The 20,267-nt window shown below is 73.7% G+C and carries 18 protein-coding genes and 1 pseudogene; 13 read left to right on the top strand and 6 right to left on the bottom strand.

Annotation, left to right across the window (positions count from 1 at the left end):
- The first annotated feature begins 187 nt into the window (after window positions 1–187).
- From KIH74_RS23435 to KIH74_RS38855, 4 genes are all read left to right on the top strand, one after another.
- A complete protein-coding gene (locus KIH74_RS23435; protein WP_214158279.1) occupies window positions 188–2,824 on the top strand; it encodes a diguanylate cyclase domain-containing protein in 2,637 nt (878 codons plus the stop codon).
- A gap of 66 nt (window positions 2,825–2,890) precedes the next feature.
- Window positions 2,891–4,711 (top strand): DUF429 domain-containing protein, encoded by a 1,821-nt coding sequence (locus KIH74_RS23430; protein WP_214158278.1) that lies wholly within the window; start codon window positions 2,891–2,893, stop codon window positions 4,709–4,711.
- Between the two features lie 46 nt (window positions 4,712–4,757).
- A complete protein-coding gene (locus KIH74_RS23425; protein ID WP_214158277.1) occupies window positions 4,758–5,924 on the top strand; it encodes a 4-hydroxybenzoate 3-monooxygenase in 1,167 nt (388 codons plus the stop codon).
- 125 nt (window positions 5,925–6,049) lie between these two features.
- Window positions 6,050–8,338, top strand: a complete 2,289-nt coding sequence (locus tag KIH74_RS38855; RefSeq protein WP_214158276.1) for a putative bifunctional diguanylate cyclase/phosphodiesterase — start codon at window positions 6,050–6,052, stop codon at window positions 8,336–8,338.
- Here the strand turns inward: KIH74_RS38855 and KIH74_RS23415 are convergent.
- Window positions 8,319–9,062 (bottom strand): IclR family transcriptional regulator, encoded by a 744-nt coding sequence (locus KIH74_RS23415; RefSeq protein ID WP_214158275.1) that lies wholly within the window; start codon window positions 9,060–9,062, stop codon window positions 8,319–8,321. The two genes, KIH74_RS38855 and KIH74_RS23415, sit on opposite strands and share 20 nt — an antisense overlap.
- A 99-nt stretch (window positions 9,063–9,161) precedes the next feature.
- Between KIH74_RS23415 and pcaH the strand changes: the two genes are divergently transcribed.
- From pcaH to pcaC, 4 genes and pseudogenes are all read left to right on the top strand, one after another.
- Window positions 9,162–9,917: a protocatechuate 3,4-dioxygenase subunit beta gene (gene pcaH, locus KIH74_RS23410; RefSeq protein WP_214158274.1), complete on the top strand. Its 756-nt coding sequence runs from the start codon at window positions 9,162–9,164 to the stop codon at window positions 9,915–9,917.
- A complete protein-coding gene (gene pcaG, locus KIH74_RS23405) occupies window positions 9,914–10,480 on the top strand; it encodes a protocatechuate 3,4-dioxygenase subunit alpha (protein ID WP_214158273.1) in 567 nt (188 codons plus the stop codon). Before pcaH ends, pcaG begins: the two co-directional genes overlap by 4 nt.
- 62 nt (window positions 10,481–10,542) lie before the next feature.
- Window positions 10,543–11,763: a lyase family protein gene (locus KIH74_RS23400; RefSeq protein WP_214158272.1), complete on the top strand. Its 1,221-nt coding sequence runs from the start codon at window positions 10,543–10,545 to the stop codon at window positions 11,761–11,763.
- 10 nt (window positions 11,764–11,773) lie between these two features.
- A pseudogene (gene pcaC, locus KIH74_RS23395) lies at window positions 11,774–12,211 on the top strand (4-carboxymuconolactone decarboxylase); the annotation flags it as partial.
- Here pcaC and KIH74_RS23390 read toward each other — a convergent pair.
- Window positions 12,110–12,733, bottom strand: coding sequence for a LysE/ArgO family amino acid transporter (locus KIH74_RS23390; RefSeq protein WP_308113969.1), 624 nt, complete (start codon window positions 12,731–12,733; stop codon window positions 12,110–12,112). The pseudogene pcaC and the gene KIH74_RS23390 overlap by 102 nt on opposite strands.
- A 70-nt stretch (window positions 12,734–12,803) precedes the next feature.
- Here KIH74_RS23390 and KIH74_RS23385 point away from each other — a divergent pair, with 70 nt between their 5' ends.
- Window positions 12,804–13,691: a LysR family transcriptional regulator ArgP gene (locus tag KIH74_RS23385; RefSeq protein WP_214158270.1), complete on the top strand. Its 888-nt coding sequence runs from the start codon at window positions 12,804–12,806 to the stop codon at window positions 13,689–13,691.
- 6 nt (window positions 13,692–13,697) lie between these two features.
- Here the strand turns inward: KIH74_RS23385 and KIH74_RS23380 are convergent, their stop codons facing one another.
- Both KIH74_RS23380 and KIH74_RS23375 read right to left on the bottom strand, forming a co-directional pair.
- Window positions 13,698–14,189, bottom strand: coding sequence for an ATP-binding protein (locus KIH74_RS23380; protein WP_214158269.1), 492 nt, complete (start codon window positions 14,187–14,189; stop codon window positions 13,698–13,700).
- Window positions 14,186–14,572 carry an STAS domain-containing protein gene (locus tag KIH74_RS23375; protein WP_214158268.1) on the bottom strand — a complete coding sequence of 129 codons (387 nt, stop codon included), beginning with the start codon at window positions 14,570–14,572 and terminating at the stop codon, window positions 14,186–14,188. The genes KIH74_RS23380 and KIH74_RS23375 overlap by 4 nt, the downstream gene beginning before the upstream one ends.
- A gap of 220 nt (window positions 14,573–14,792) precedes the next feature.
- Here KIH74_RS23375 and KIH74_RS23370 point away from each other — a divergent pair, with 220 nt between their 5' ends.
- Together KIH74_RS23370 and KIH74_RS23365 are read left to right on the top strand one after the other, a co-directional pair.
- A complete protein-coding gene (locus tag KIH74_RS23370) occupies window positions 14,793–15,392 on the top strand; it encodes a biliverdin-producing heme oxygenase (protein ID WP_214158267.1) in 600 nt (199 codons plus the stop codon).
- Entirely contained in the window at window positions 15,389–17,596 is a 2,208-nt protein-coding gene (locus KIH74_RS23365; protein ID WP_214158266.1) for a SpoIIE family protein phosphatase, read from the top strand. Before KIH74_RS23370 ends, KIH74_RS23365 begins: the two co-directional genes overlap by 4 nt.
- A gap of 6 nt (window positions 17,597–17,602) precedes the next feature.
- Here KIH74_RS23365 and KIH74_RS23360 read toward each other — a convergent pair whose 3' ends face one another.
- Both KIH74_RS23360 and KIH74_RS23355 read right to left on the bottom strand, forming a co-directional pair.
- Entirely contained in the window at window positions 17,603–17,920 is a 318-nt protein-coding gene (locus KIH74_RS23360) for a DUF202 domain-containing protein (protein ID WP_214158265.1), read from the bottom strand.
- Window positions 17,921–17,941: 21 nt separating this feature from the next.
- Window positions 17,942–18,304 (bottom strand): YidH family protein, encoded by a 363-nt coding sequence (locus KIH74_RS23355; protein ID WP_214158264.1) that lies wholly within the window; start codon window positions 18,302–18,304, stop codon window positions 17,942–17,944.
- A 156-nt stretch (window positions 18,305–18,460) separates the two neighbouring features.
- On the opposite strand from KIH74_RS23355, the gene KIH74_RS23350 reads away from it, so the two are divergent.
- Window positions 18,461–19,387, top strand: coding sequence for an LLM class F420-dependent oxidoreductase (locus KIH74_RS23350; protein WP_214158263.1), 927 nt, complete (start codon window positions 18,461–18,463; stop codon window positions 19,385–19,387).
- Window positions 19,388–19,511: 124 nt separating this feature from the next.
- On the top strand, window positions 19,512–20,264 hold the full coding sequence (locus KIH74_RS23345) for an enoyl-CoA hydratase (RefSeq protein WP_214158262.1): 753 nt from the start codon (window positions 19,512–19,514) through the stop codon (window positions 20,262–20,264).
- Window positions 20,265–20,267: the final 3 nt, after the last annotated feature.

The raw sequence follows: 20,267 nt of genomic DNA, 5'->3' as shown, positions 1-20,267 counted from the left end.
TGGTGCGGCCACCGTACACAGGCGGCCCGGCGAAATCCTGGCCGATCACGGCACCCGGCGGAGTGACCCGGCCCACCCGTTCCCGGCCCGCCCGACCGCTTCACACCGGCTTCACCTGGCTGGTCAGGTGCGGTGCGGGGGTGGTGCCCGCTTCAAGTTCCGCCCGCTCTCCGCCGATCCGTCACAGGTGCCGATCTCGGCCCTCCGCCGGCCCGGCGGCGAGGACGACGCGACCGCGGGGACGCCGGTCGTGCACGCCGTGCTGCTCTTCGGCGCCTGCCTGGCCGCGGCCCTGGCCCTGTCGATGCTCGGCCTGCGGCTGCTGCGCGACCCGTCGGTGCACGTGTCGCTGTGGTGGCCGCTGTCCGGGTTCGGGGTGGCCCTGCTGGCCCGGCTGCGGGCGCGGCTGTGGCCGGTGGTGCTGCTGGCGCTGGCCTGCGGGCAGTTCCTGGCGAACGTCAGCACCTACTACGGGCCCCTCACCGCGGCCGGCATCCAGGTGGCCACGGTCGGCGAGGTGCTGCTGATCAGCGTGCTGCTGCGGCGGGCCCTGCCGGGCGGGGTGGTGCTCGACTCACCCCGGGCGGCGTTCCGGTTCACGCTCTGCGCGGTGACCGGCGTGGCCTTCGGCGCCGCGGTGTTCGCCCTGGTGCAGAGCGTCCCCGCGGAGACCTCCAGCTTCGCCCTGTGGCACGGCTACCTGCGTAGCCACGCGCTCGGCCTGCTGATGGTCTCGCCGCTGTTCCTCGGCTCCCCCGACGCCCGCGGCCTGCTCACCGGAATCCGCCGGCACCGGCTGAACCTGGAGTGGGCCGCCCAGTTCACCGTGGTCGGGCTGGTCACCGCCGGGGTGTTCTCCTCCGACCAGCGGGTGGTGCCGGCCTTCATCTGTGCCCTGCCGCTGATCTGGGGCGGGCTGCGGCTGGGGCCGCTGCGGGCGATGGCCTCGCTGATCCTGATGGCCCTGATCGCCACCACCTGCACCCTGCACGGCTTCGGGCCGGTGGTGCAGGACCCACCCGCCGCGCAGACCCTGGCGATGCAGGTGGTCCTGGCCTCGGCCACGCTCTGCACGCTGTTCGTGGTGCTCGCCGCCGAGCAGAAGAGCGCCCTGCTGGAGCTGACCCGGGCGGGCAGCGCCGACCTGGTGGAGGCCGAGCGGATCGCCGGGCTCGGCTCGTCGGCCATCGACCTGGCCACCGGCGAGACCCGGTGGAGCGCGGGTCTGTACGCCCAGCTCGGCCGGGACCCGGGGGCGGTGCCGCCGGACCCCGCGACCTATCTGGCAGCCATCCACCCGGACGACCGCGACGTGGTGGCGGCCGGCCTGGCCCGGGTGCACGAGAGCGGCCAGATGCCGCACATGCAGTTCCGGCTGATCCGCCCGGACGGCACCGAGCGCACCGTGCTGGTGCGCAACCGGGTGGACCGGGACACCGCCGGGCGCGCGGCCCAGCTGCGCTCGACGGTGCTGGACGTGACCGCGATCCGGGAGGCGGAGTCGGCGCTGGACCAGGAGCGCAAGCGGCTGGCCGGGGTGCTCGACGCGGTGCAGGACGTGGCGATCGTCGGGGCGGACGCGCGCAGCATGCTGATCACCTTCTTCAACCGCGGTGCCGAGCAGATGCTGGGGTGGCGGGCGGACGAGGTGGTCGGCGTCCACACGCCCTCGATCTACCACGCCCCCGGCGATCTGGAGCGGGCGATGAGCGACACCGGCATCGAGGACCCGCTGCTGGCGATCGGCGACGAGCTGACCCGCACCGGGCACGACAGCCGGCGCTGGACCTGTCTGCGCCAGGACGGCTCCCTCTTCCAGGCGCAGGGCAGCCTCACCCAGATCCTCGGGCCGGACGGCGCCGTGGAGACCTACATCGCGGTGATCGTCGACCTGACCCGGGTGCTGCGCGCCGAGGCCGAGCTCCAGGAGAGCGAGGACCGGTTCCGGCTGGCCTTCGACTTCGCCCCGATGGCGATGGCGATCGTGGCGCTCGACGAGGGCGACCCGGGCCGGATCGTGCGGGCCAACCCGGCGCTGTGCCGGTTCGCGAACACCACCGAACCGGCCCTGGTGGGCCGCCGGCTGGCCGACCTGATGACGCCGGCCCACGCCGACGGCGCGGCCGCCGACCTGCGCGAGCTGCTCGGGACCGGCGGCGACTCGATCACCAGCGAGCGGGCCTTCCACCGCGGTGACGGCGGCGAGCTGTGGGGGCTGCTGTCCACCTCGGTGGTGCGCCCGGCCGGCCGGGAGCCCTACCTGATCACGATGATCGAGGACATCACCGCCCGGATGCAGCTGACCGAGCGGCTGCGGCACGAGGCCTCGCACGACCCGCTGACCGGGCTGCCGAACCGGCAGGTGCTGCGGCGGCGGCTGGAGGACGCGCTGAGCCAGCCGCCCCCGCACGACGCCGCGGTCGCCGTGCTCTACGTCGACCTGGACGGGTTCAAGGGCGTGAACGACAGCCTGGGCCACGCGGTGGGTGACGAGCTGCTGGTGCAGGTGGCCGACCGGATCGCCGCCTGTGTGCGCTCCAGCGACGTGGTGGCCCGGCTGGGCGGTGACGAGTTCGCCGTGCTGCTGCCCCGGGTCGGCTACCTGGAGACGGCCACGGCGATCGGCGAGCGCATCGTCGAGGCGCTGGCCGAGCCGTTCGAGATCGACGGGAGCTTCTGCCGGATCGGCGCCAGCATCGGGGTGGCGATGTCGGCGACCGACGATTCCGGCAGCACCGTGCCGCAGCTGCTGAACGCCGCCGACGAGGCGATGTACGAGGCCAAGCGCGCTGGCAAGGGGCGGGTGGAGGTGAGTGGGCGGTGAGTCGGCGGTGAGTCGGCGGTGACCGGCTGCACCGCGCGGTCCGGGGATACGGCAGGCTTGGCCCTCGTGTACTACGTCGGAGTGGATCTCGCCTGGGGCGACCGCAAGCCCACCGGACTGGCCGTGCTCGACGAGGACGGCGGACTGGTCCACGTCAGCTGCGCGCAGACCGACGAGGAGATCCTGACCGCGCTCGGGCCGTACACGGCCGGGGACTGCGTGGTCGCGCTGGACGCCCCGCTGATCGTGCGCAACGAGACCGGCAACCGGCCCGCCGAGGCCGCCCTGAACAAGGACTTCGCCCGGTTCCACGCCGGGGCGCACCCGGTGAACACGACCAAGCCGGAGTTCTCCGGCGTGCCCCGCGGCGCCCGCATCGCCTCGGCGCTGAAGCTCGACATGAACCCGCGCTCGGGCCGCAGCCGGCGGGCCGTCGAGGTGTACCCGCACGCCGCCACCGTGTCGCTGTTCCGGCTCGGCCGCACGCTGAAGTACAAGGCCAAGCCGGGCCGCGGCCGGGAGCTGCTCCAGGCCGAGCTGCTGCGGCTGATGGGCCTGGTCGGCGGGCTGGCCGGGGCCGAGCCGGCCCTGCACCTGGACCGGCCGGGCTCGCGCTGGCCGGAGCTGATCGAGGCCGCCGGCACGGCCGTGCGCAAGAGCGAGCTGCGCGTGGTCGAGGACCAGGTGGACGCCGTGATCTGCGCCTACGTGGCGCTGCTGGCCGCCCGGCACCCGCAGATGATGACCACCTACGGCGACGCCGAGCACGGCTACATCGTCACCCCCACGCTGCCCGAGGGCCTGGAGCCGGGCACCGGCGACGACGCGCAGGAAGACCCGGTCTCGGTCGCCGTGCGCGAGTACGCGCTGCGCCAGCCCGCCCTGTCCGACGGCGCCGACCGGTTCGTCGCGCTGGTCACCTCGATCCTCGACGAAGCGGGGATGAACTACCTGAGCGTCACCGGCCGGGCCAAGACGGTGGCCTCGTTCGCCGGCAAGGCCTCGCGCCGCACGCCGGAGGGCGAGCTGGTGTACACCGACCCGCTGCACGAGATCAACGACCAGATCGGCGTGCGGGTGATCACCTACGTGCAGGGCGACGTGGACGTGGTGGCCGACCTGATGCACGACCAGCTGCTGGTGAAGAAGGACCGCGACATGGGCGAGATGGTCGCCCAGCAGGGCCGTTTCGGCTACCGCAGCCGGCACATGCTGATCGCGCTGGACGCGGCCCGGGAGGGTCACTCGGGCTACGAGCCGCTGCGCGGCAAGCACGCGTCGTTGCAGGTGCGCACCGTGCTCCAGCACGCCTGGGCCGAGTTCGAGCACGACATCCGTTACAAGGGAACGGTTCCCGCCGAGCAGGCACCGGAGCTGGACCGCCGCTTCACACTCGCCGCGGGCCTGCTGGAGCTGGCCGACCAGGAGTTCTCGATCATCCGCGACCGGCTGGCCGAGACCCGGGCGCTGGCCGGCGACGAGCACCCCGGGCACACCGAGACCTCCGGCCGCGACACCGCCGACGACGACTCCCGGATCGGCGCGCGCGAGCTGGCGGCGTTCCTGGCCGGGCAGTACCCGGAGGCCGGCTGGTCGCGCACCGAGCACTACACCTGGATCGCCGGGCTGCTGGCCGAGCTGGCGATCACCTCGCTGCCGGAGCTCACCGAGGTGCTGGTGCCGGTGAACGAGCTCGACCTGAACACCCGGATGGACTACAAGTACCCGCCGGGCGCCGTCCGCCGTCTGGACGACGCGCTGCTGGCGGCCTTCGGCGAGAAGTACGTGGGCCTGCCGGGCAATGCTGATCGTCGTCCACTGCTCAAATCCCGCCTGGACAAGCTGACCCCGGCCGCCGCGGAACCGCCGGAGGATTCCGCCCAGTGAAAGCCCCGCCGCGCGGCCCGGCCACGGGTGCGGTGCACTGACGCCCATGCGCACCCGAGTTGCCGTCGTCGGCGCCGGCCCGGCCGGTCTCCTGCTCTCGCACCTCCTCGACGCCGAGGGGGTGGACTCGGTGGTGGTCGAGACCCGCACCCGGGACCACGTGGAGTCGCGGATCCGGGCGGGCATCCTCGAGCAGTCCACCGTCGACGTGCTCACCGCGGCCGGGCTCGGCGGACGGCTGGCCGCGCAGGGCGACCGGCATCGCGGCATCCATCTCCAATGGCCGCACGAACGGCACCATCTCGACTTCGAGACACTGATCGGCCGCTCGGTCACCGTGTACGGGCAGACCGAGGTGCAGAAGGACCTGGGCGCCGCCGTACGGCAGCCGGTGCTGTACGGCGTCCGGGACACCGCCGTGCACGATGCCGAATCGGAGCGGCCCTACCTCACTTTCGAGGACGCCGAGGGCCACCGGCAGCGCCTGGACGCCGAGGTGGTGGTCGGGTGCGACGGCTCGTTCGGGCCCAGCCGGGGCAGCGTGCCGCAGGCCGTGCGGCAGACCTGGGAGCGCACCTACCCGTACTCCTGGCTGGGGATCCTGGCCGACGTCGCACCGTCCACCGACGAGCTGATCTACGCCTGGCACCCGGACGGTTTCGCGCTGCACTCGATGCGCTCGGCCACGGTCAGCCGGCTCTACCTCCAGGTGCCGAACGGCACCCCGGTGCGGGACTGGCCCGACGACCGGATCTGGGAGGCGCTGGCGACCCGGCTGGGCCACGGGCAGGACGGTTGGCAGCTGACGCCGGGGCCGATCACCGACAGGAGCGTGCTGCCGATGCGCAGTTTCGTGCAGCAGCCGATGCGCCACGGCCGCCTGTTCCTGGCCGGCGACGCCGCCCACATCGTGCCGCCGACCGGTGCCAAGGGCCTGAACCTGGCGGTCGCCGACGTCGCCCTGCTGGCCCCGGCCCTGGCCTCCTGGCTGCTGCGCGGCGACCCCGCCCTGGCGGACGCCTACCCGGGCACCGCGCTGCGCCGGGTCTGGCGGTGCACGCACTTCTCCTGGTGGATGACCACGATGCTGCACACCGGCGGCGACCCGTTCGACGCCCAGCTCCAGCTGTCGCAGCTGCGCCGGGTCACCACCAGCGAGGCGGCCGCGCGGGAACTGGCCGAGAACTACGCCGGTCTGCCGATCGGCTTCTGAGGCGATCCGCCGCACCAGGTGGCCACGCCGGGCGTCCCCCGTTCGACGTGTTCACCGAGCGTCGAGCGCCCGGCGTGGCGGCTGGCCCGGCCGGGTGGCCCGCCGCCCGGCGGCTACATCCCCTCGTGCGGGACACCGAACGCTGGTCCATGCGCCACGACGCCGGACGGCGTTACCTCCTGGTCGCCGCCGTCCTCATCGGCGGCTACTGGCTGGTGCCCGGGGGCGCACCGCGCAGCGTGGCCCAGGTGGCCGTCAGCCTCTCCAGCGCGCTCGCCGTGCTCGTCGCGGCCTGGCTGGACCGGCCCCGGCGCGGCACCTGGCTGGTGTTCTCGCTCGGCTCCGGCCTGAGCGCCCTGGCCGACGGGCACGCCGCCTGGCAGGCCTGGCACGACGTCCCGATGTCGTACCCGAGCTGGGCCGACGCCGGATGGCTCGGCGGCAACGTGGCGGCGGCCCTGGCCCTGGTGCTGCTCCAGCGCGGGCGGCGGATCGACGCGGCCGGGCTGCTCGACACGGCGGTGGTCACCTGCGGCGGCGGGCTGGTGCTGTGGGTGGCCCTGTTCCAGCCGCTCCAGGACGGCCTGGACCTGGCCGAGACGGTGGGCCTGCTCTACCCGGTCACCACGATCGGCATGCTGGCCGCCGCGGTGTGGCTGATCACCAGCACGCCCGCGCCGGTCGAGGGCTGGGCCACGGCCGCGCTGACCTGCGGGGTGCTGAGCGGTCTGGTGGGCAACGTGGTCTACGGCGCCAGCGCCGGCACGCTGAGCCCGCAGCACCGCTGGTTCGAGACGTTCTACCTGCTGATGTACGTGGGCTGGGGCTACGGGGCGCTGCGCGCGGCCTCCGTGGCGGCCCGGCGCGACACCGCCCCGAGCTGGGTGGTGTCGCCGTTGCGCCTGGTCGCCATGTACGGCGCCCTGCTGGTGGTGCCCGGCGTGCTGATGTTCGACTACGTCCGCGACCTGAACCTGAACCACCTGCCGATCGCGATCGCCTCCACCCTGCTGTCGGTACTGGTGCCGGCCCGGATGTGGCTGTCGATGCGCCAGCTCCAGGTGTCCACCCGGCAGCGCGACGCCTACCGCGACGACCTGGAGCACCAGGCCGCGCACGACTCGCTGACCGACCTGCCGAACCGGGCCTACATCCGCGAGCTGCTGGGCGCCCTGATGCACCGGTCGCGGCGCAGCGGCAGCGAGGTCGCCCTGCTGTTCGTCGACCTGGACTTCTTCAAACGCGTCAACGACCAGCTCGGCCACGCCGCCGGCGACGAGGTGCTGCGGGTGACCGCCGAGCGGATGAAGAGCGTGCTGCGTGCCGGGGACGTGATCGGACGGCAGGGCGGCGACGAGTTCGTGGTGCTGATCGACCCGGTGCCGTCACCGGCGGAGCTGATGGACATCGCCGAACGGCTGGTGACGGCGGTCAGCGCGCCGATCATGACGGTGGCCGGCAAGGCCTCGGTGGGCGCCAGCGTCGGTGTCGCGCTGGCCCGCGACGGCGAGGTGGACCCGGAGAAACTGCTCCAGGACGCCGATCTGGCCGCCTACCGGGCCAAGAGCAACGGCCGGGGCCGGGTGGAGATCTTCGACGCCGCGCTGCGGGCCGAGCTGGACGCCCGGGCCAGGCTGGAGGCCGAGATCCGGGCCGGGCTGGCCGGCGGTCAGTTCGAGCTGCACTACCAGCCGGTGATGAGCGTGGCCACCGGCCGGCTGCGTTCCTACGAGGCGCTGATCCGCTGGCGGCACCCCGAGCGCGGCATGGTGCCGCCGAACGACTTCATCCCGACCGCCGAGGAGAGCCTGCTGATCTGCGAGATCGGCCGGTGGGTGCTGGACACGGCGACCCGGCAGCTGGCCGCCTGGACCCGGCAGGACCCGCAGGGGCACGGCGACGTGACGATGGCGGTGAACATCTCGGCGCGGCACCTGGCCTCCCGCACCCTGGTCGACGAGGTGCGCCAGGCCCTGCACGAGAGCGGCGTGCCGGCGTCCCGGCTGGTGCTGGAGATCACCGAGACCGTGCTGCTCGACGAGCCCACCGCGGACGCGCACCTGGGCGACCTGCGGGCTCTGGGGGTGGCGGTCAGCCTGGACGACTTCGGCACCGGCTACACCAGCATCGGCCAGCTCCAGAAGCTCCAGGTGGACACCCTGAAGATCGACCAGAGCTTCCTGCGCTCGCAGGAACCGGCCACCCAGGCCCTGGTTCAGCTGATGGTGACGGCCGCCCACGCGTTCGGCCTGGACGTGGTGGCCGAGGGGGTGGAGACGCAGGAACAGCTCGACCGGCTCGTCGCCATCGGCTGCGAGCTGGCCCAGGGCTACTACCTGGGGCGGCCGAGACCGGCCCGGGACATCGAGATCTCGCCGTCCGCCGGGCCGCAGGTCAACGCAGCGAACGGCTGATCCCCTCGGCCGCCACCGTGAGTGCGGCCACCAGCCGGGGCTTGTCGCGTCTCAGATGCGGGACGACGAGACCGACCGCGGCCACCACCTGCACCGTGCCCCGCACCCGCTGACGCACCGGGACCGCCACGGAGCAGCCGCCCAGGCTCATCTCCTCCACGGTCTGCGCGTAACCGTCCCGGCGCACCCGGTCGAGCTGCGCCGCCAGCCGCCCGGGCTGGGTGATCGTGTACGGGGTGATGCGGCGTGGTGCGGCCAGCACCCGCCGCCGCACGTCGGCCGGGGCGTGGGCGAGCAGCACCTTGCCCACGCCGGTGGAGTGCAGCGGCAGCCGGGAGCCGATCTCGCTGACCACCGGCACCGACTGGCGGCCGGAGAGCCGGTCGACGTAGAGCACCTCGTCGCCGTCGCGCACGGCCAGGTGCACGGTGGCGAGCGTGGCGGCGTACACGTCGTGCAGAAAGGGTGAGGCCACGTGCCGCAGCCCGGTCTGCACCGGGGCGAGCAGGCCGAGGTCCCAGAGCCGGCGCCCGACCACGTAGTGCGCCGACCCGGGCGAGGCGCGGTCCAGGGCGCCCCAGGCGAGCAGTTCGCCGGCCAGCCGGTGCGCCGTGGGCACCGGCAGCCCGGCGCGGTGGGCCAGCTCGGTGAGGGTGAGCTGCCGGTGGTGCTCGTCGAAGGCGCTGAGCAGGGCCAGGGCCCGGGAGGTCACGGTGGCGCCCACGGCCGCCCTCCTCGTCCTTTCGTCGTCACTCGTCGTCGAGTTCCGTCCAGCGGAAGTCTGACCTGTCCGGAAGCGGAAGTAAACGCCTAGCTTCGGCACATGCAGATCGCCACCCAGGCGGGGATCAGCGCCGAGATCGGCGCGATCGAGAGTGCCCACCGTGGTTCGGGTCTCGAGCATCCGCAGCCGAGCCTGGACTACGCCCCGTACCGCAGCAGCCTGCTGCGGCACCCGACGAAGGACCTGCACCACGCCGATCCGGAGCGGATCGAGCTGTGGGCGCCGTGTTTCGGGCCGCAGGACGTGGACCCGCTGGAGGCGGACCTGACCGTCCAGCACTCCGGCCAGCCGCTGGGCGAGCGCATCGTGGTCACGGGAAGAATCATGGACGGCGAGGGCCGGCCGGTGCGCAACCAGCTCGTGGAGATCTGGCAGGCGAACGCCTCCGGCCGCTACATCCACCAGCGCGACCAGCACCCGGCCCCGATCGACCCGAACTTCACCGGGGTGGGCCGCTGCCTGACCGGCGACGACGGCTCCTACCGCTTCGTCACCATCCGGCCCGGCCCGTACCCGTGGCGCAACCACCGCAACGCCTGGCGCCCGGCTCACATCCACTTCTCGCTGTTCGGAACGGATTTCACCCAGCGCATGGTCACCCAGATGTACTTCCCGGGCGACCCGCTGTCCGCGCTGGACCCGATCTACCAGTCGATCACCGACCCGCGGGACCGGGCGCTGCTGGTGGCGGCCTACGACCACGACGTGACGCTGCCGGAGTGGTGCACCGGCTACCGCTGGGACGTCGTGCTCACCGGATCGCACCGCAGCCCGTTCGGCCAGGAGGAGGCATGACCCTGGTGCCGACACCGGGCCAGACCGTGGGCCCGTTCTACGGTTTCGCCCTGCCCTACCCGGACGGCCCGTACCTGGTGCCGCCCGGTTCCCCCGGCGCCGTCCGGTTCCACGGCAGGGTGCTCGACGGCGCCGGGCAGCCGGTGCCGGACGCGCTGATCGAGATCTGGCAGCCCTCGCCGCGCGGTGATCCGGTGCGGGAAACCGGCTCGCTGCATCGGGATCCGTTCGTGTTCACCGGCTGGGGCCGGGCGGCCACCGACAACGCGGGGCACTACACCTTCAGCACGCTGCGGCCCGGCGGCGAACGGCCGTTCCTGGCCGTCACGGTGTTCGCGCGGGGACTGCTGGACCGGCTGTTCACCCGCGCCTACCTGCCCGGGCCCGGCCTGGCGGACGACCCGTTCCTGGCCGGGGTGGAACCCGGGCGGCGCGAGACCCTGATCGCGGTGGACGAGCCGGGCGGGCTGCGGTTCGACATCCGGCTCCAGGGCCCGGGCGAGACGGTGTTCCTGCACTTCCCGGGGCAGCGGCCGGGCACGGCCCGGCCGGCCGGGCGGTGAGCGGCCCGATTCCCGCCTGGGACGACCTCTTTCGGCCCGGGATGGAGCGTGCCGGTGACCTGATGACGCCCGCGGCCCTGGTGCGGGCGATGGTCGAGGTGGAGCGGGCCTGGCTGGACGGGCTGGTCGCCGTCGGCATCGCACCGCCGCAGGCCGCACCGGCCGGGCAGCACCCGCTCGCCCCACCCGGTCCGCACGACGCCGCGGCGATCGCGGCCGAGCTGGCCGCCGGGGCCGAGGGCGGGGGCAACCCGGTGATCGGGCTGGTCGGGCTGCTGCGGGGGCGGCTCGGGCCCGGGCCCGCGGCCACCTGGCTGCACCGGGGCCTGACCAGCCAGGACGTCCTGGACACCGCGATGATGCTGTGCCTGCGCGACGTGCTCGACCGGGTGCGCACCGAAATCGACTCGCAGACGGCGGCTCTGGCCGTCCTGGCCGACCGGCACCGGCGCACCCCGATGGCCGGGCGCACCCTCGGCCAGCACGCCGTGCCGACCACGTTCGGGCTCAAGGCCGCGCAGTGGCTGACCGCCCTGCTCGATGCCCGCGACACCCTGGACCGGCTCCCCGCGCCCCGGGCACAGCTCGGCGGCGCCGCCGGAAACCTCTCCGCCGTGCTGGAACTCGCTCGCCTGGCCGGCACCCCCGACCCGGTGGGCAGCGTGCGCGAACTGCTGGAGGGCGTCCCCACGCACCTGGGCCTGACCCGATCGGCGCCGTGGCACACGGCGCGGGCACCGGTCACCGCCGTCGGTGACGCGCTGACCGGCTGCTGCGACGCCTGGGGCCGGATCGCCCGGGACGTGATCGAGCTGGGGCGGCCGGAGATCGGCGAGCTGTCCGAGCCGGCCCGGGCCGGGCGGGGCGGGTCGTCGACCATGGCGCAGAAGCGGAACCCGGTGCTGAGCATCCTGATCCGGCGCACCGCGCTGAGCGCGCCGCAGTGGGCGGCGACGCTGCACCTGGCCGCCGCGGAGAACGTGGACGAGCGCCCGGACGGCGCCTGGCACGCGGAATGGCCCGCGCTGGAGTCACTCTCCCGGGCCGCCGGGTCGGCGGCCGGGCAGGCCACCGAGCTGCTGGCCGGGCTGCGGGTGCATCCGGAGCGGATGCGGGCCGGGCTGGAGACGACCGGACCCGGGATCCGGGCCGAACAGCGCAGCATGGCAAGGATCTTCGGGGTGGAGGCCGACGGGGAGTATCTGGGTCCGGTGGATCTGGTCGTGGACGACGTCCTCAATCGAGCAGGGAGCAACGATGGACCCCGAGCAGACCGTGGGTGAGCGCACCGACGCCGGGACGGCCGTGCGCCGCGAGGTGCTGGGCGACGCGCACGTCGACCGCGCGATCGCCGGAACCACCCCGCTGACCGCCGAGTTCCAGCGATTCATCACGGATTACGCGTGGGGCGGCATCTGGACCCGGCCCGGCCTGGACCGGCGCAGCCGCTCGATGATCACCCTGACCGCGCTGATCGCCGGCGGCCACCACGAGGAGCTGGCCCTGCACCTGCGCGCGGCCCGCCGGAACGGGCTGAGCGACGCCGAGATCCGGGAAGTCCTTCTCCAGAGCGCGGTCTACTGCGGCGTGCCGGCCGCGAACACCGCTTTCCGGATCGCCCGGCAGGTGCTAGAGACCGAGGGCGATCCGGATGCCCAGGGTGAGCATCACCAGCGCGACGAAGGCGTCCAGCACCCGCCAGGCGACCGGCCGGGCGAACACCGGCCGTAGCAGCCGCGCACCGAAACCCAGTGCGCTGAACCAGATCACGCTGGCCGCCATCGCCCCGGCCACCCACCACCAGCGCTGCGCGCCCTGACCGTTGGCGATCGACCCGAGCAGGATCACGGTGTCCAGGTAGACATGCGGGTTCAGCCAGGTCAGGGCCGCCGTGGTGACCACCACGCGGCGCGCTCCGGGACCCGCGGCGGGCCCGGACGCCTCCAGCACCTCGCCGGAGGGCCGCACCACGCGACGGGCGGCCACCACCGCGTACCAGAGCAGGAACGCCGCGCCGAGCACCCGGATCACGGTCAGCGCCGTCGGCGTGTTCCGCACCACCGCACCGACTCCCAGCACCCCGGCCAGGATCAGCAGGGCGTCGGAGGCGGCGCACACCAGCACGGCCGGCAGCACCACCGTCGTGCGCCCGGCGATGCCCAGGCGCAACAGGTACGCGTTCTGCGCCCCGATGGCGACGATCAGGCTCATTCCGGTCAGCAGGCCTGTCGCCAGGGCCAGGGTCGCGTTCACGTCCCCGACGCTAGGACCGCCGACGACATCAAGTACAGCTAATCTTTCTGAAGGTGCGTAAGCTCAGCTCATGCAGTTCCAGCGGGATCATCTGGAGACCCTGCTCACCGTGGTCGACGAGGGCACCTTCGACGCGGCCGCGGCCCGGCTCGGCGTCACCCCGTCGGCGGTGTCGCAGCGGGTCAAGGCGATGGAGCAGGCCGCGGGGCGGGTGCTGGTGCGGCGCACCACGCCGGTACGCCCGACCGCGGACGGCGAGGTGCTGGTGCGGCACGCCCGGCAGGCCCGGCTGCTGGAGCAGGAGACCGCCCGGGCCCTGGAACCGGCTGGGGAGGGCCGGGTTCCGTCGATCCCGGTGGCGGTGAACGCCGACTCGCTGGCCACCTGGTTCCTCGGGGCGCTGGGCGAGGTGCTGGACGAGGTGACCGTGGTGTTCGACCTGTACCGCGAGGACCAGGACCGCACCTCCGACCTGCTGCGCTCGGGCACCGTGATGGCCGCGGTCACCGCGGATTCGGTTCCGGTGCAAGGCTGTTCGTCGGTACGACTGGGCACGATGCGCTACCACGCGGTGGCCTCGCCGTCGTTCGTCGGCCGGTTCCTCGGCGGCCGGGCGGGCACGGCGGGGCTGGACGGGGTGCCGCTGGTCGACTTCGACCGCCAGGACGGCCTCCAGCAGACGTTCCTGAAAACCGCGCTGGGGCACGCGCCCCGCTCACCGCGGCACTACGTGCCCACGTCGGAAGACTTCGCCCGGGCCGTGCGGGCCGGATTCGGCTGGGGCATGCTGCCGCAGCAGCAGTGCCTGGCCGACCTGGCCGCCGGGCGGCTGGTCGAGCTGGCGCCGCGACGCCCGGCCGACGTCGAACTGCACTGGCAGCGCTGGAAACTCGCCTCACCGCTGCTGGACCGGCTGACCGCCGCCGTGCGCGCGGTGGCGGGCCGGGAACTGCTGTGAGGTGCGTCAGGAGATGGCGTCGAGGCGGGAGACCAGGGGGCGCGGCGGCGCGTCGCCGATCAGCGCCCACACCAGCTTGCGGCCGCGCTCCACGCACCAGCCGGCCTCGGCCGACATGGTGAGCACCAGCCGCAGTCCGAGCCCGCCGGCCACGCTCAGGTCGGAGCCCGGCGCGGACGGGACCCGGTCGGTGGCGGCGTCGGACACCACCAGCAACCAGCCCCGGGTGCCGCGCGAGAGCGACGCCGCCACCGGCGGCTCACCGTGCCGCAGGCCGTTGACGGTGAGCTCACCCATCGTCATCGCGACCCGCTCGCTGGCCGCCGCGAACAGATGCCCGGAGGCGTGCGCCGCGTGGTGCGCCTCACCGGCCGCCACCGCGTCCCGGGCCTGGGTGCGCGCCCGGACCGAGCCGTCGACGGTGTCGATGTCCCAGTCCAGCCGCTGGGCCCAGAACCCGACCGGCGGCCGGCCCCGGGTCAGCACGGCGCCGGTCATGCCTGCTCCGCGGACACGTCGGCCTCCAGCGGCAGCTCCGGCAGCCATCGGGCCAGCTCGCCGGCGCCGACCAGAGTGATCAGCTCGGCCACACGCCGTGACGGCCCCTGGAGTTCCAGCTCGGTGCCGGCCGAGCGCAGACCGGCCGCCAGCCGCACCACGAACGAGACCCCGACGGAATCCATCATCGTGACATGACGCACGTCCATCACCGTGCGGCGGGCCGCGTCGATGGAGAACCGCCCGGCGTGCTCCAGCTCCTCGCTGACCCGCACGTCCACGTCGCCGTAGAGGATGACCAGCGTGTGGTCACCCTGTGAGAGAACGACCACGTCACCGGCGGTTCCGTCGTGCTGCGACGAGGCCTGGTGGTCCCTGGACACCTTCGCCTCCTGAGTCTTCGGCAGGCTCCCCGCGGTCGCCCCCACCTGCCCTGTCGGTTCTGCCGGGGGTCACGGGCGCACCGTTCACTGGATGCGCACCGGCCCTGGCAGCTTGTCTCGTTATGCTAGCCCACCAGGGATTTCCCGCCCGGCGCGAGCGTGGCCTCACGTCGTGTCGAGTGGCAGGCACACCGATTCACACCGAAACTAGGAGGGTTTGGTGACCGACGAACCTGGTGGCCGGAAGCCCGGCCAGGGCGTCGAGACGCTCCGGGCAGCCACCCGGGAGGCCCACGGACGGCTCGACCGGCTCGTCGACCTGCGCACCTGGGACGCGACCAGGCACCGGTGGTGGCTGCAACGCATGCTCGGCCTGCACGAGCCGCTGGAGCACGACCTGGCCGGCCTGCCCGCGGGGCAGGCCCCCGATCTCGCCGCGCGCCGGCGCTCCCCCGCCATCGCCGCCGACCTGCGGCAGCTCGGCCTGACCGAGGCCGAGGTGCGTTCCCTGCCCCGCAGCCCGCTGCCGCCCCGGGCCCGCGAGCGGGGCCGGGCGCTGGGCCAGCTGTACGTGCTCGACGGCTCCGCGCTGGGCGGGGCGGTCATCGCCACCCACGCCATCGCCAACGGTGTGCCGGCGCAGGCCTGCACCAGCCTCGCGCACTCCCGGCAGCGGATCACGGTGTGGCACGAAACCCGGCGCCTGATCGACGATCTCGGCCCGGGCGAGCTGGACGAGGCGGTGCGGGCGGCGGTCGAGCTGTTCGCCGTCTTCGAGGCCTGGCTGCACACCCCCGCGCCGGCCGGAGCGGTGCGATGAGCCTGCCCGACCTCGGCGACTGCGCCCGCGAGCCGATCCAGTACCCCGGCTCGGTGCAGCCGCACGGCGTGATGGTGGTGCTGCACGCGCACCGGCACACCCTGCTGACCGCCTCGGAGAACCTGCCGCTGATGCTGCCCGGGGCGGTCACCGCGCCGGGCACCCCGGCCGGCCGGGTGCTCGGCGGGGAGCTGTGGCAGGAGGTGGCCGAGCGGGTGGCGGACGACGACCTGCTGGAGCCGATCCGCTGGCAGGGCCCCGATCCGGGGGCCTGGGCCGGGCGGGCCGTCGACGTGCTGGTGCACCACTCCGGCCCGGACCGGCTGGTGGTCGAGCTGGAGGCGGTCAGCGACGCCTCGCTCGGCCGGTCGGTGTCGCTGTCGGCCACCCGTACCCAGATCACCCGGCTGCGGGCGGCGTCGCTCTCCGGCGGCACCCCGGAGATGCTGGACCGGCTGACCACCGCCGTGCAGCGGGTCACCGGCTTCGACCGGGTGATGGTGTACCGGTTCGACCGGGAGTGGAACGGCGAGGTGATCGCCGAGCGGCGCCGGGCCGAGCTGGAGCCGTTCCTCGGGCTGCGCTACCCGGAGTCCGACATCCCGGCGCAGGCCCGCCGGCTGTACACCCTGAACCGGTTGCGGTTCATCGTGGACTCGCACGCCACGGCGGCCCGGCTCGTCCCCCGGGTGCCGGAGGACGGCGCGGGTGATCTGGACCTGTCGTTCGCCCCGCTGCGCAGCGTGTCACCGGTGCACCTGGAATACCTGCGGGGCATGGGCGTGCGCGCGTCGATGTCCATCTCGATGATCCGCGGCGGCGTGCTGTGGGGGCTGATCGCCTGCCACCACTACGCCGGGCCGCTCCAGCCCTCGCACGACGAGCGGGCCGCGGCCGACTTCCTCACCCAGGCCGCGATGGAACTGGTCACCACCGCCGAGACCACGGCCGACGCGGCCCGCCTGGCCGCCGGGCAGCAGCTGCTCGAGCGTGTGCTGCCGGTGCTGGAGCAGCCCCAGCTCTCCCCCGCCCAGGCCCTGGCCTCGGGCGACCTGCCGCTGCTGGCCGGGCTGGCCGACGCCGCCGGGGTGGTGGTGCGGGCGCCCGGAACCCGGGTGCGATGGGGCCGGGTGCCGGAGCCCGGGGTGGCGGACGAGATCGTGGCCGCGCTGGCCCGGGCGGACGGCGTCCCCGGTTTCACCGATCACCTCGACGGGCTGCGCCCGGGGCTGGGCACCCCGGAGGTGGCCGGTGCGCTGGTGCTGCCGCTGGGCCCCGGGCAGTGGGTGCTGTGGCTGAACCCGGCCGTGGACCGCACGGTGCGCTGGGCCGGAGACCCGCACGACAAGACCATCACGATCCGCGCCGACGGCTCGGCCCGGATCGGGCCGCGTCGCTCGTTCGAGGCGGCCGAGCAGAAACTGCGCGGCCGCAGCGCCCCCTGGGACTCCTGGCAGGTGCAGTCCGTGACCCGGCTCGGCACGGCCGCCCTGGACCGGCTGCGCCGCTACGAGCACGAAGCCGCCAGCATCACCGAGGACCTGCACGGCTCGCTGCTGCCGACCAGCCTGCCCCGGATCCCCGGCCTCGATCTGGAGGTGCGCTACGCGCCCGCCCCCGACGGCCGGTTCGCCGGCGACTGGTGGGACTGCTTCGAGCTGCCGGGCGGCAAGCTCGCCCTGGTGGTGGGCGACGTGACCGGGCACGGCAGCACGGTCACCGCCACGATGACCCAGATGCGCACCGCGCTGCGCGCCTACCTGCTGGAGGGCGCGCCCGGCGCGGAGACCCTGGCCCGGCTCGACGCGCTGGCCGGGCTGCTCTTCCGGCCCACCCTGGCCACCGTCGTGCTGGCCCTGTACGACCCGGCCGACGGCTCGCTGGAGATCACCCGGGCGGGCCATCCGCACCCGATCCTCGACGGCCCGCTGGTGTTCGGCGCGCGGCCACCGATCGGGCTGGGCGTGGAGGTCCCGGCCACCGGCTGGTCCGGCACGCTGGAGCCGGGTGCGACGCTGGTGCTCTACTCCGACGGGCTCAGCGAGGACCGCACGGTCTCGCCGGAGGAGGGCATCCGGCGGCTCGCGGACGTCGTGGCCGGGGCCGCCGGGCAGCCGCTGAAGGTGATGGCCGACATCCTGATCGACGCCGCGCCCTCACCCCGCACCGACGACACCACGCTGCTCATCGCCCGGCGGGTGTGAGTTCCCCTACGACCAGACGCACCAGAGCGCGGCGAACGCCAGCAGCACGGTCAGCCCGGTGCCGACGGCCACGGCCCGGGGGCCGTGCACCGGGTCGGAGTGGTTGAAGTCGGTCACCCGGCCACGGTGCCGGGCCCGCTGCACCAGCCCGAGGCCCAGACTGGCGGCCAGGCCGGCCAGCGCGAGAACGACCGCCACCACCACGGTCTCGGGCCGGCTCGCCCGGATCAGCAGCAGCGACACCACGGCGAACGACATGGCGGTGCGGATCCAGGCCAGCGTGGTGCGTTCCACCTGGAGGCCGGGGTCGTCGGAGCGGGCCATGCCGGTCAGCCGGTCGATCGGTCAGTTGGTCAGCAGGACGACGCCGGCCAGCACCAGGGCGGCGATGCCGACGCCGTAGCCGATCAGCCCGACCGCGCCGAGCAGGGGCAGCGGCCGGCCCGAGCGCATCGCCCGCTCACCGGCGTACCAGCGCCGGTAGGCGGCGACGGCCAGCGCACCGCCCATCATCAGCAGCAGCGAGCTGAGCAGCTCGCGTTGCAGATCGGGGACGTCGGTCAGGAAGGCGTCCGCACCGATGCCGCCGGCGATCAGGCCCAGCGACGTGCGGATCCAGGCCAGGAACGTGCGCTCGTTGGCCAGGGTGAACCGCGGGTCCGGAGCCTCCCCCTCGGACAGCAGCTTGCGCTCCCAGGAAGGCACCATGACGGCATCGTCGGTGATTAACCGTCCCTTCACAAGACGATGCGTCAATAGTGAGATGTAACTAATTTCAGACTGTTTCGACCTTCTCAGCAGGCGGGGTAGAGAAAAGGGCGGGGCGCGTCCGCGCCGGTCGCGCGGGTCTGAAAGGGTGAGCCCATGCGTCTGGTCATCTTCACGGAGCCCCAGCAGGGGGCGACTTACCACGATCTCCTCAAGGTCGCGCAGTGCGCGGAAAGTGCCGGTTACGACGGCTTCTTCCGCTCCGACCACTACCTCACGATGGGCGGTGACGGCCTGCCCGGCCCCACTGACGCCTGGGTGACCCTGGCCGGTCTGGCCCTCCAGACGTCCACCATCCGCCTCGGCACGCTGGTCACGTCCGGCACCTTCCGGCACCCGGGCCCGCTCGCGGTCAGCGTGGCCCAGGTCGACCAGATGAGCGGCGGCCGGGTCGAGTTCGGGCTCGGGGCGGGCTGGTTCGAGGCCGAGCACTCCGCCTACGGCATCCCGTTCCCGTCGGTGGGCGAGCGCTTCGACCGGCTCACCGAGCAGCTGGAGATCTTCGAGGGCCTGTTCACCACGCCGGTCGGCGAGACCTACAACTTCGCCGGGAAGCACTACCAGATCGTGGACTCGCCGGCGCTGCCCAAGCCGGCCCAGTCCCGTCTGCCGGTCATCGTCGGTGGTGGGGGCCCGAAGCGCACGCCGGCGCTGGCCGCCCGGTTCGCCACCGAGTTCAACACCCCGTTCAAGAAGCAGTCCGAGGTGGCGCCGCTGTTCGACCGGGTGCGCCAGGTGTGCGCCGAGGCCGGGCGCACCGACCTGCCGGTGTTCTCCTCCGCCGCCGTGCTCTGCGTGGGCCGGGACGACGCCGAGGTGAAGCGCCGGGCCGCGGCGATCGGCCGGGAGGTCGAGGAGATGCGCGGGAACGGCGGCATCGTCGGCACGCCGGAGCAGGCCGTCGAGGCGATCGGGAAGTACGCCGAGGCCGGTGCCGAGCGGCTGTTCCTCCAGGTGCTCGACCTGTCCGACCTGGACCACGTGGAACTCGTCGCCTCCGAGGTGGCCCCGCGGCTGGCCTGACCGCCGACCCGTGACCGTGCCCGGCCCGCCCCGCACGGTCACGGGTTGGTCAACCCGCCCCGCGGGCCCGCCCTCGTCGTCCTAAGGTTGTCGGGTTCGACGACGGCGACGGGAGAACGCGACGATGAGGTCGGTCCGGCTGGAGAAGGACGGCCCGGTGCGGCACATCGTGCTGGACGCCCCGAAACGGCGTAACGCGCTGAGCGCCCCGATGCTCGACGAGCTGGCCGAGGCGGTGGCCCGGGTGGCCGGCGACGAGCAGGCCCGGGCCCTGGTGATCCGGGCGGAGGGCAAGGCGTTCTGCGCGGGCGCCGACCTGCACGGGCTGTTCGGCGACCTGAACCGGCCCACCTCGCTGATCCGTGACGACCTCAAGCGCATCTACGCCAGCTTTCTCGGGGTGGCCGACCTGAGCATCCCGACCATCGCCGCGGTGCACGGCGTGGCCGTCGGGGCGGGCATGAACATCGCGCTGGCCTGTGACATCGTGATCGCCGGGAAGAACGCCCGGTTCGCCATCTCGTTCGCCGACATCGGCCTGCACCCCGGTGGTGGGGCCAGCTGGTTCCTGACCCGGCGGATGGGGGCCGACCGGGCGCTGGCCGCGATCATCGCGGCGGAGACCATCGAGGCCGAGGACGGGCTGCGGCACGGCCTGGTCACCCGGCTCGCCGACGACCCGGTGCGGGCCGCCACCGAGCTCGCCCACCAGGCCGCGGCCCGCGACCCGGGCCTGCTGCGCGACGCCAAGCGGGCCGTGCAGATCGCCGAGACCTCCGAGCTGCCAGAGGTTCTGGAGTTCGAGTCGTGGGCGCAGGCCGCCACCGTGGGGCGGCCGGACTTCGCCGAGTACGTGGAGCGTTTCACCCGGCGCTGACGA

Source organism: Kineosporia corallincola, from assembly GCF_018499875.1.
Lineage (GTDB): Bacteria > Actinomycetota > Actinomycetes > Actinomycetales > Kineosporiaceae > Kineosporia > Kineosporia corallincola.
This window is presented reverse-complemented; position numbering and strand designations above follow the sequence as displayed.

Coding starts and splice junctions, on each gene's coding strand:
- KIH74_RS23425 (WP_214158277.1), top strand. CDS start 4,758: ATGCGCACCCGAGTTGCCGTCGTCGGCGCCGGCCCGGCCGGTCTCCTG.
- pcaH (WP_214158274.1), top strand. CDS start 9,162: ATGCAGATCGCCACCCAGGCGGGGATCAGCGCCGAGATCGGCGCGATC.
- pcaG (WP_214158273.1), top strand. CDS start 9,914: ATGACCCTGGTGCCGACACCGGGCCAGACCGTGGGCCCGTTCTACGGT.
- KIH74_RS23400 (WP_214158272.1), top strand. CDS start 10,543: ATGACGCCCGCGGCCCTGGTGCGGGCGATGGTCGAGGTGGAGCGGGCC.
- KIH74_RS23385 (WP_214158270.1), top strand. CDS start 12,804: ATGCAGTTCCAGCGGGATCATCTGGAGACCCTGCTCACCGTGGTCGAC.
- KIH74_RS23380 (WP_214158269.1), bottom strand. CDS start 14,189: ATGACCGGCGCCGTGCTGACCCGGGGCCGGCCGCCGGTCGGGTTCTGG.
- KIH74_RS23365 (WP_214158266.1), top strand. CDS start 15,389: ATGAGCCTGCCCGACCTCGGCGACTGCGCCCGCGAGCCGATCCAGTAC.
- KIH74_RS23360 (WP_214158265.1), bottom strand. CDS start 17,920: ATGGCCCGCTCCGACGACCCCGGCCTCCAGGTGGAACGCACCACGCTG.
- KIH74_RS23355 (WP_214158264.1), bottom strand. CDS start 18,304: ATGGTGCCTTCCTGGGAGCGCAAGCTGCTGTCCGAGGGGGAGGCTCCG.
- KIH74_RS23350 (WP_214158263.1), top strand. CDS start 18,461: ATGCGTCTGGTCATCTTCACGGAGCCCCAGCAGGGGGCGACTTACCAC.
- KIH74_RS23345 (WP_214158262.1), top strand. CDS start 19,512: ATGAGGTCGGTCCGGCTGGAGAAGGACGGCCCGGTGCGGCACATCGTG.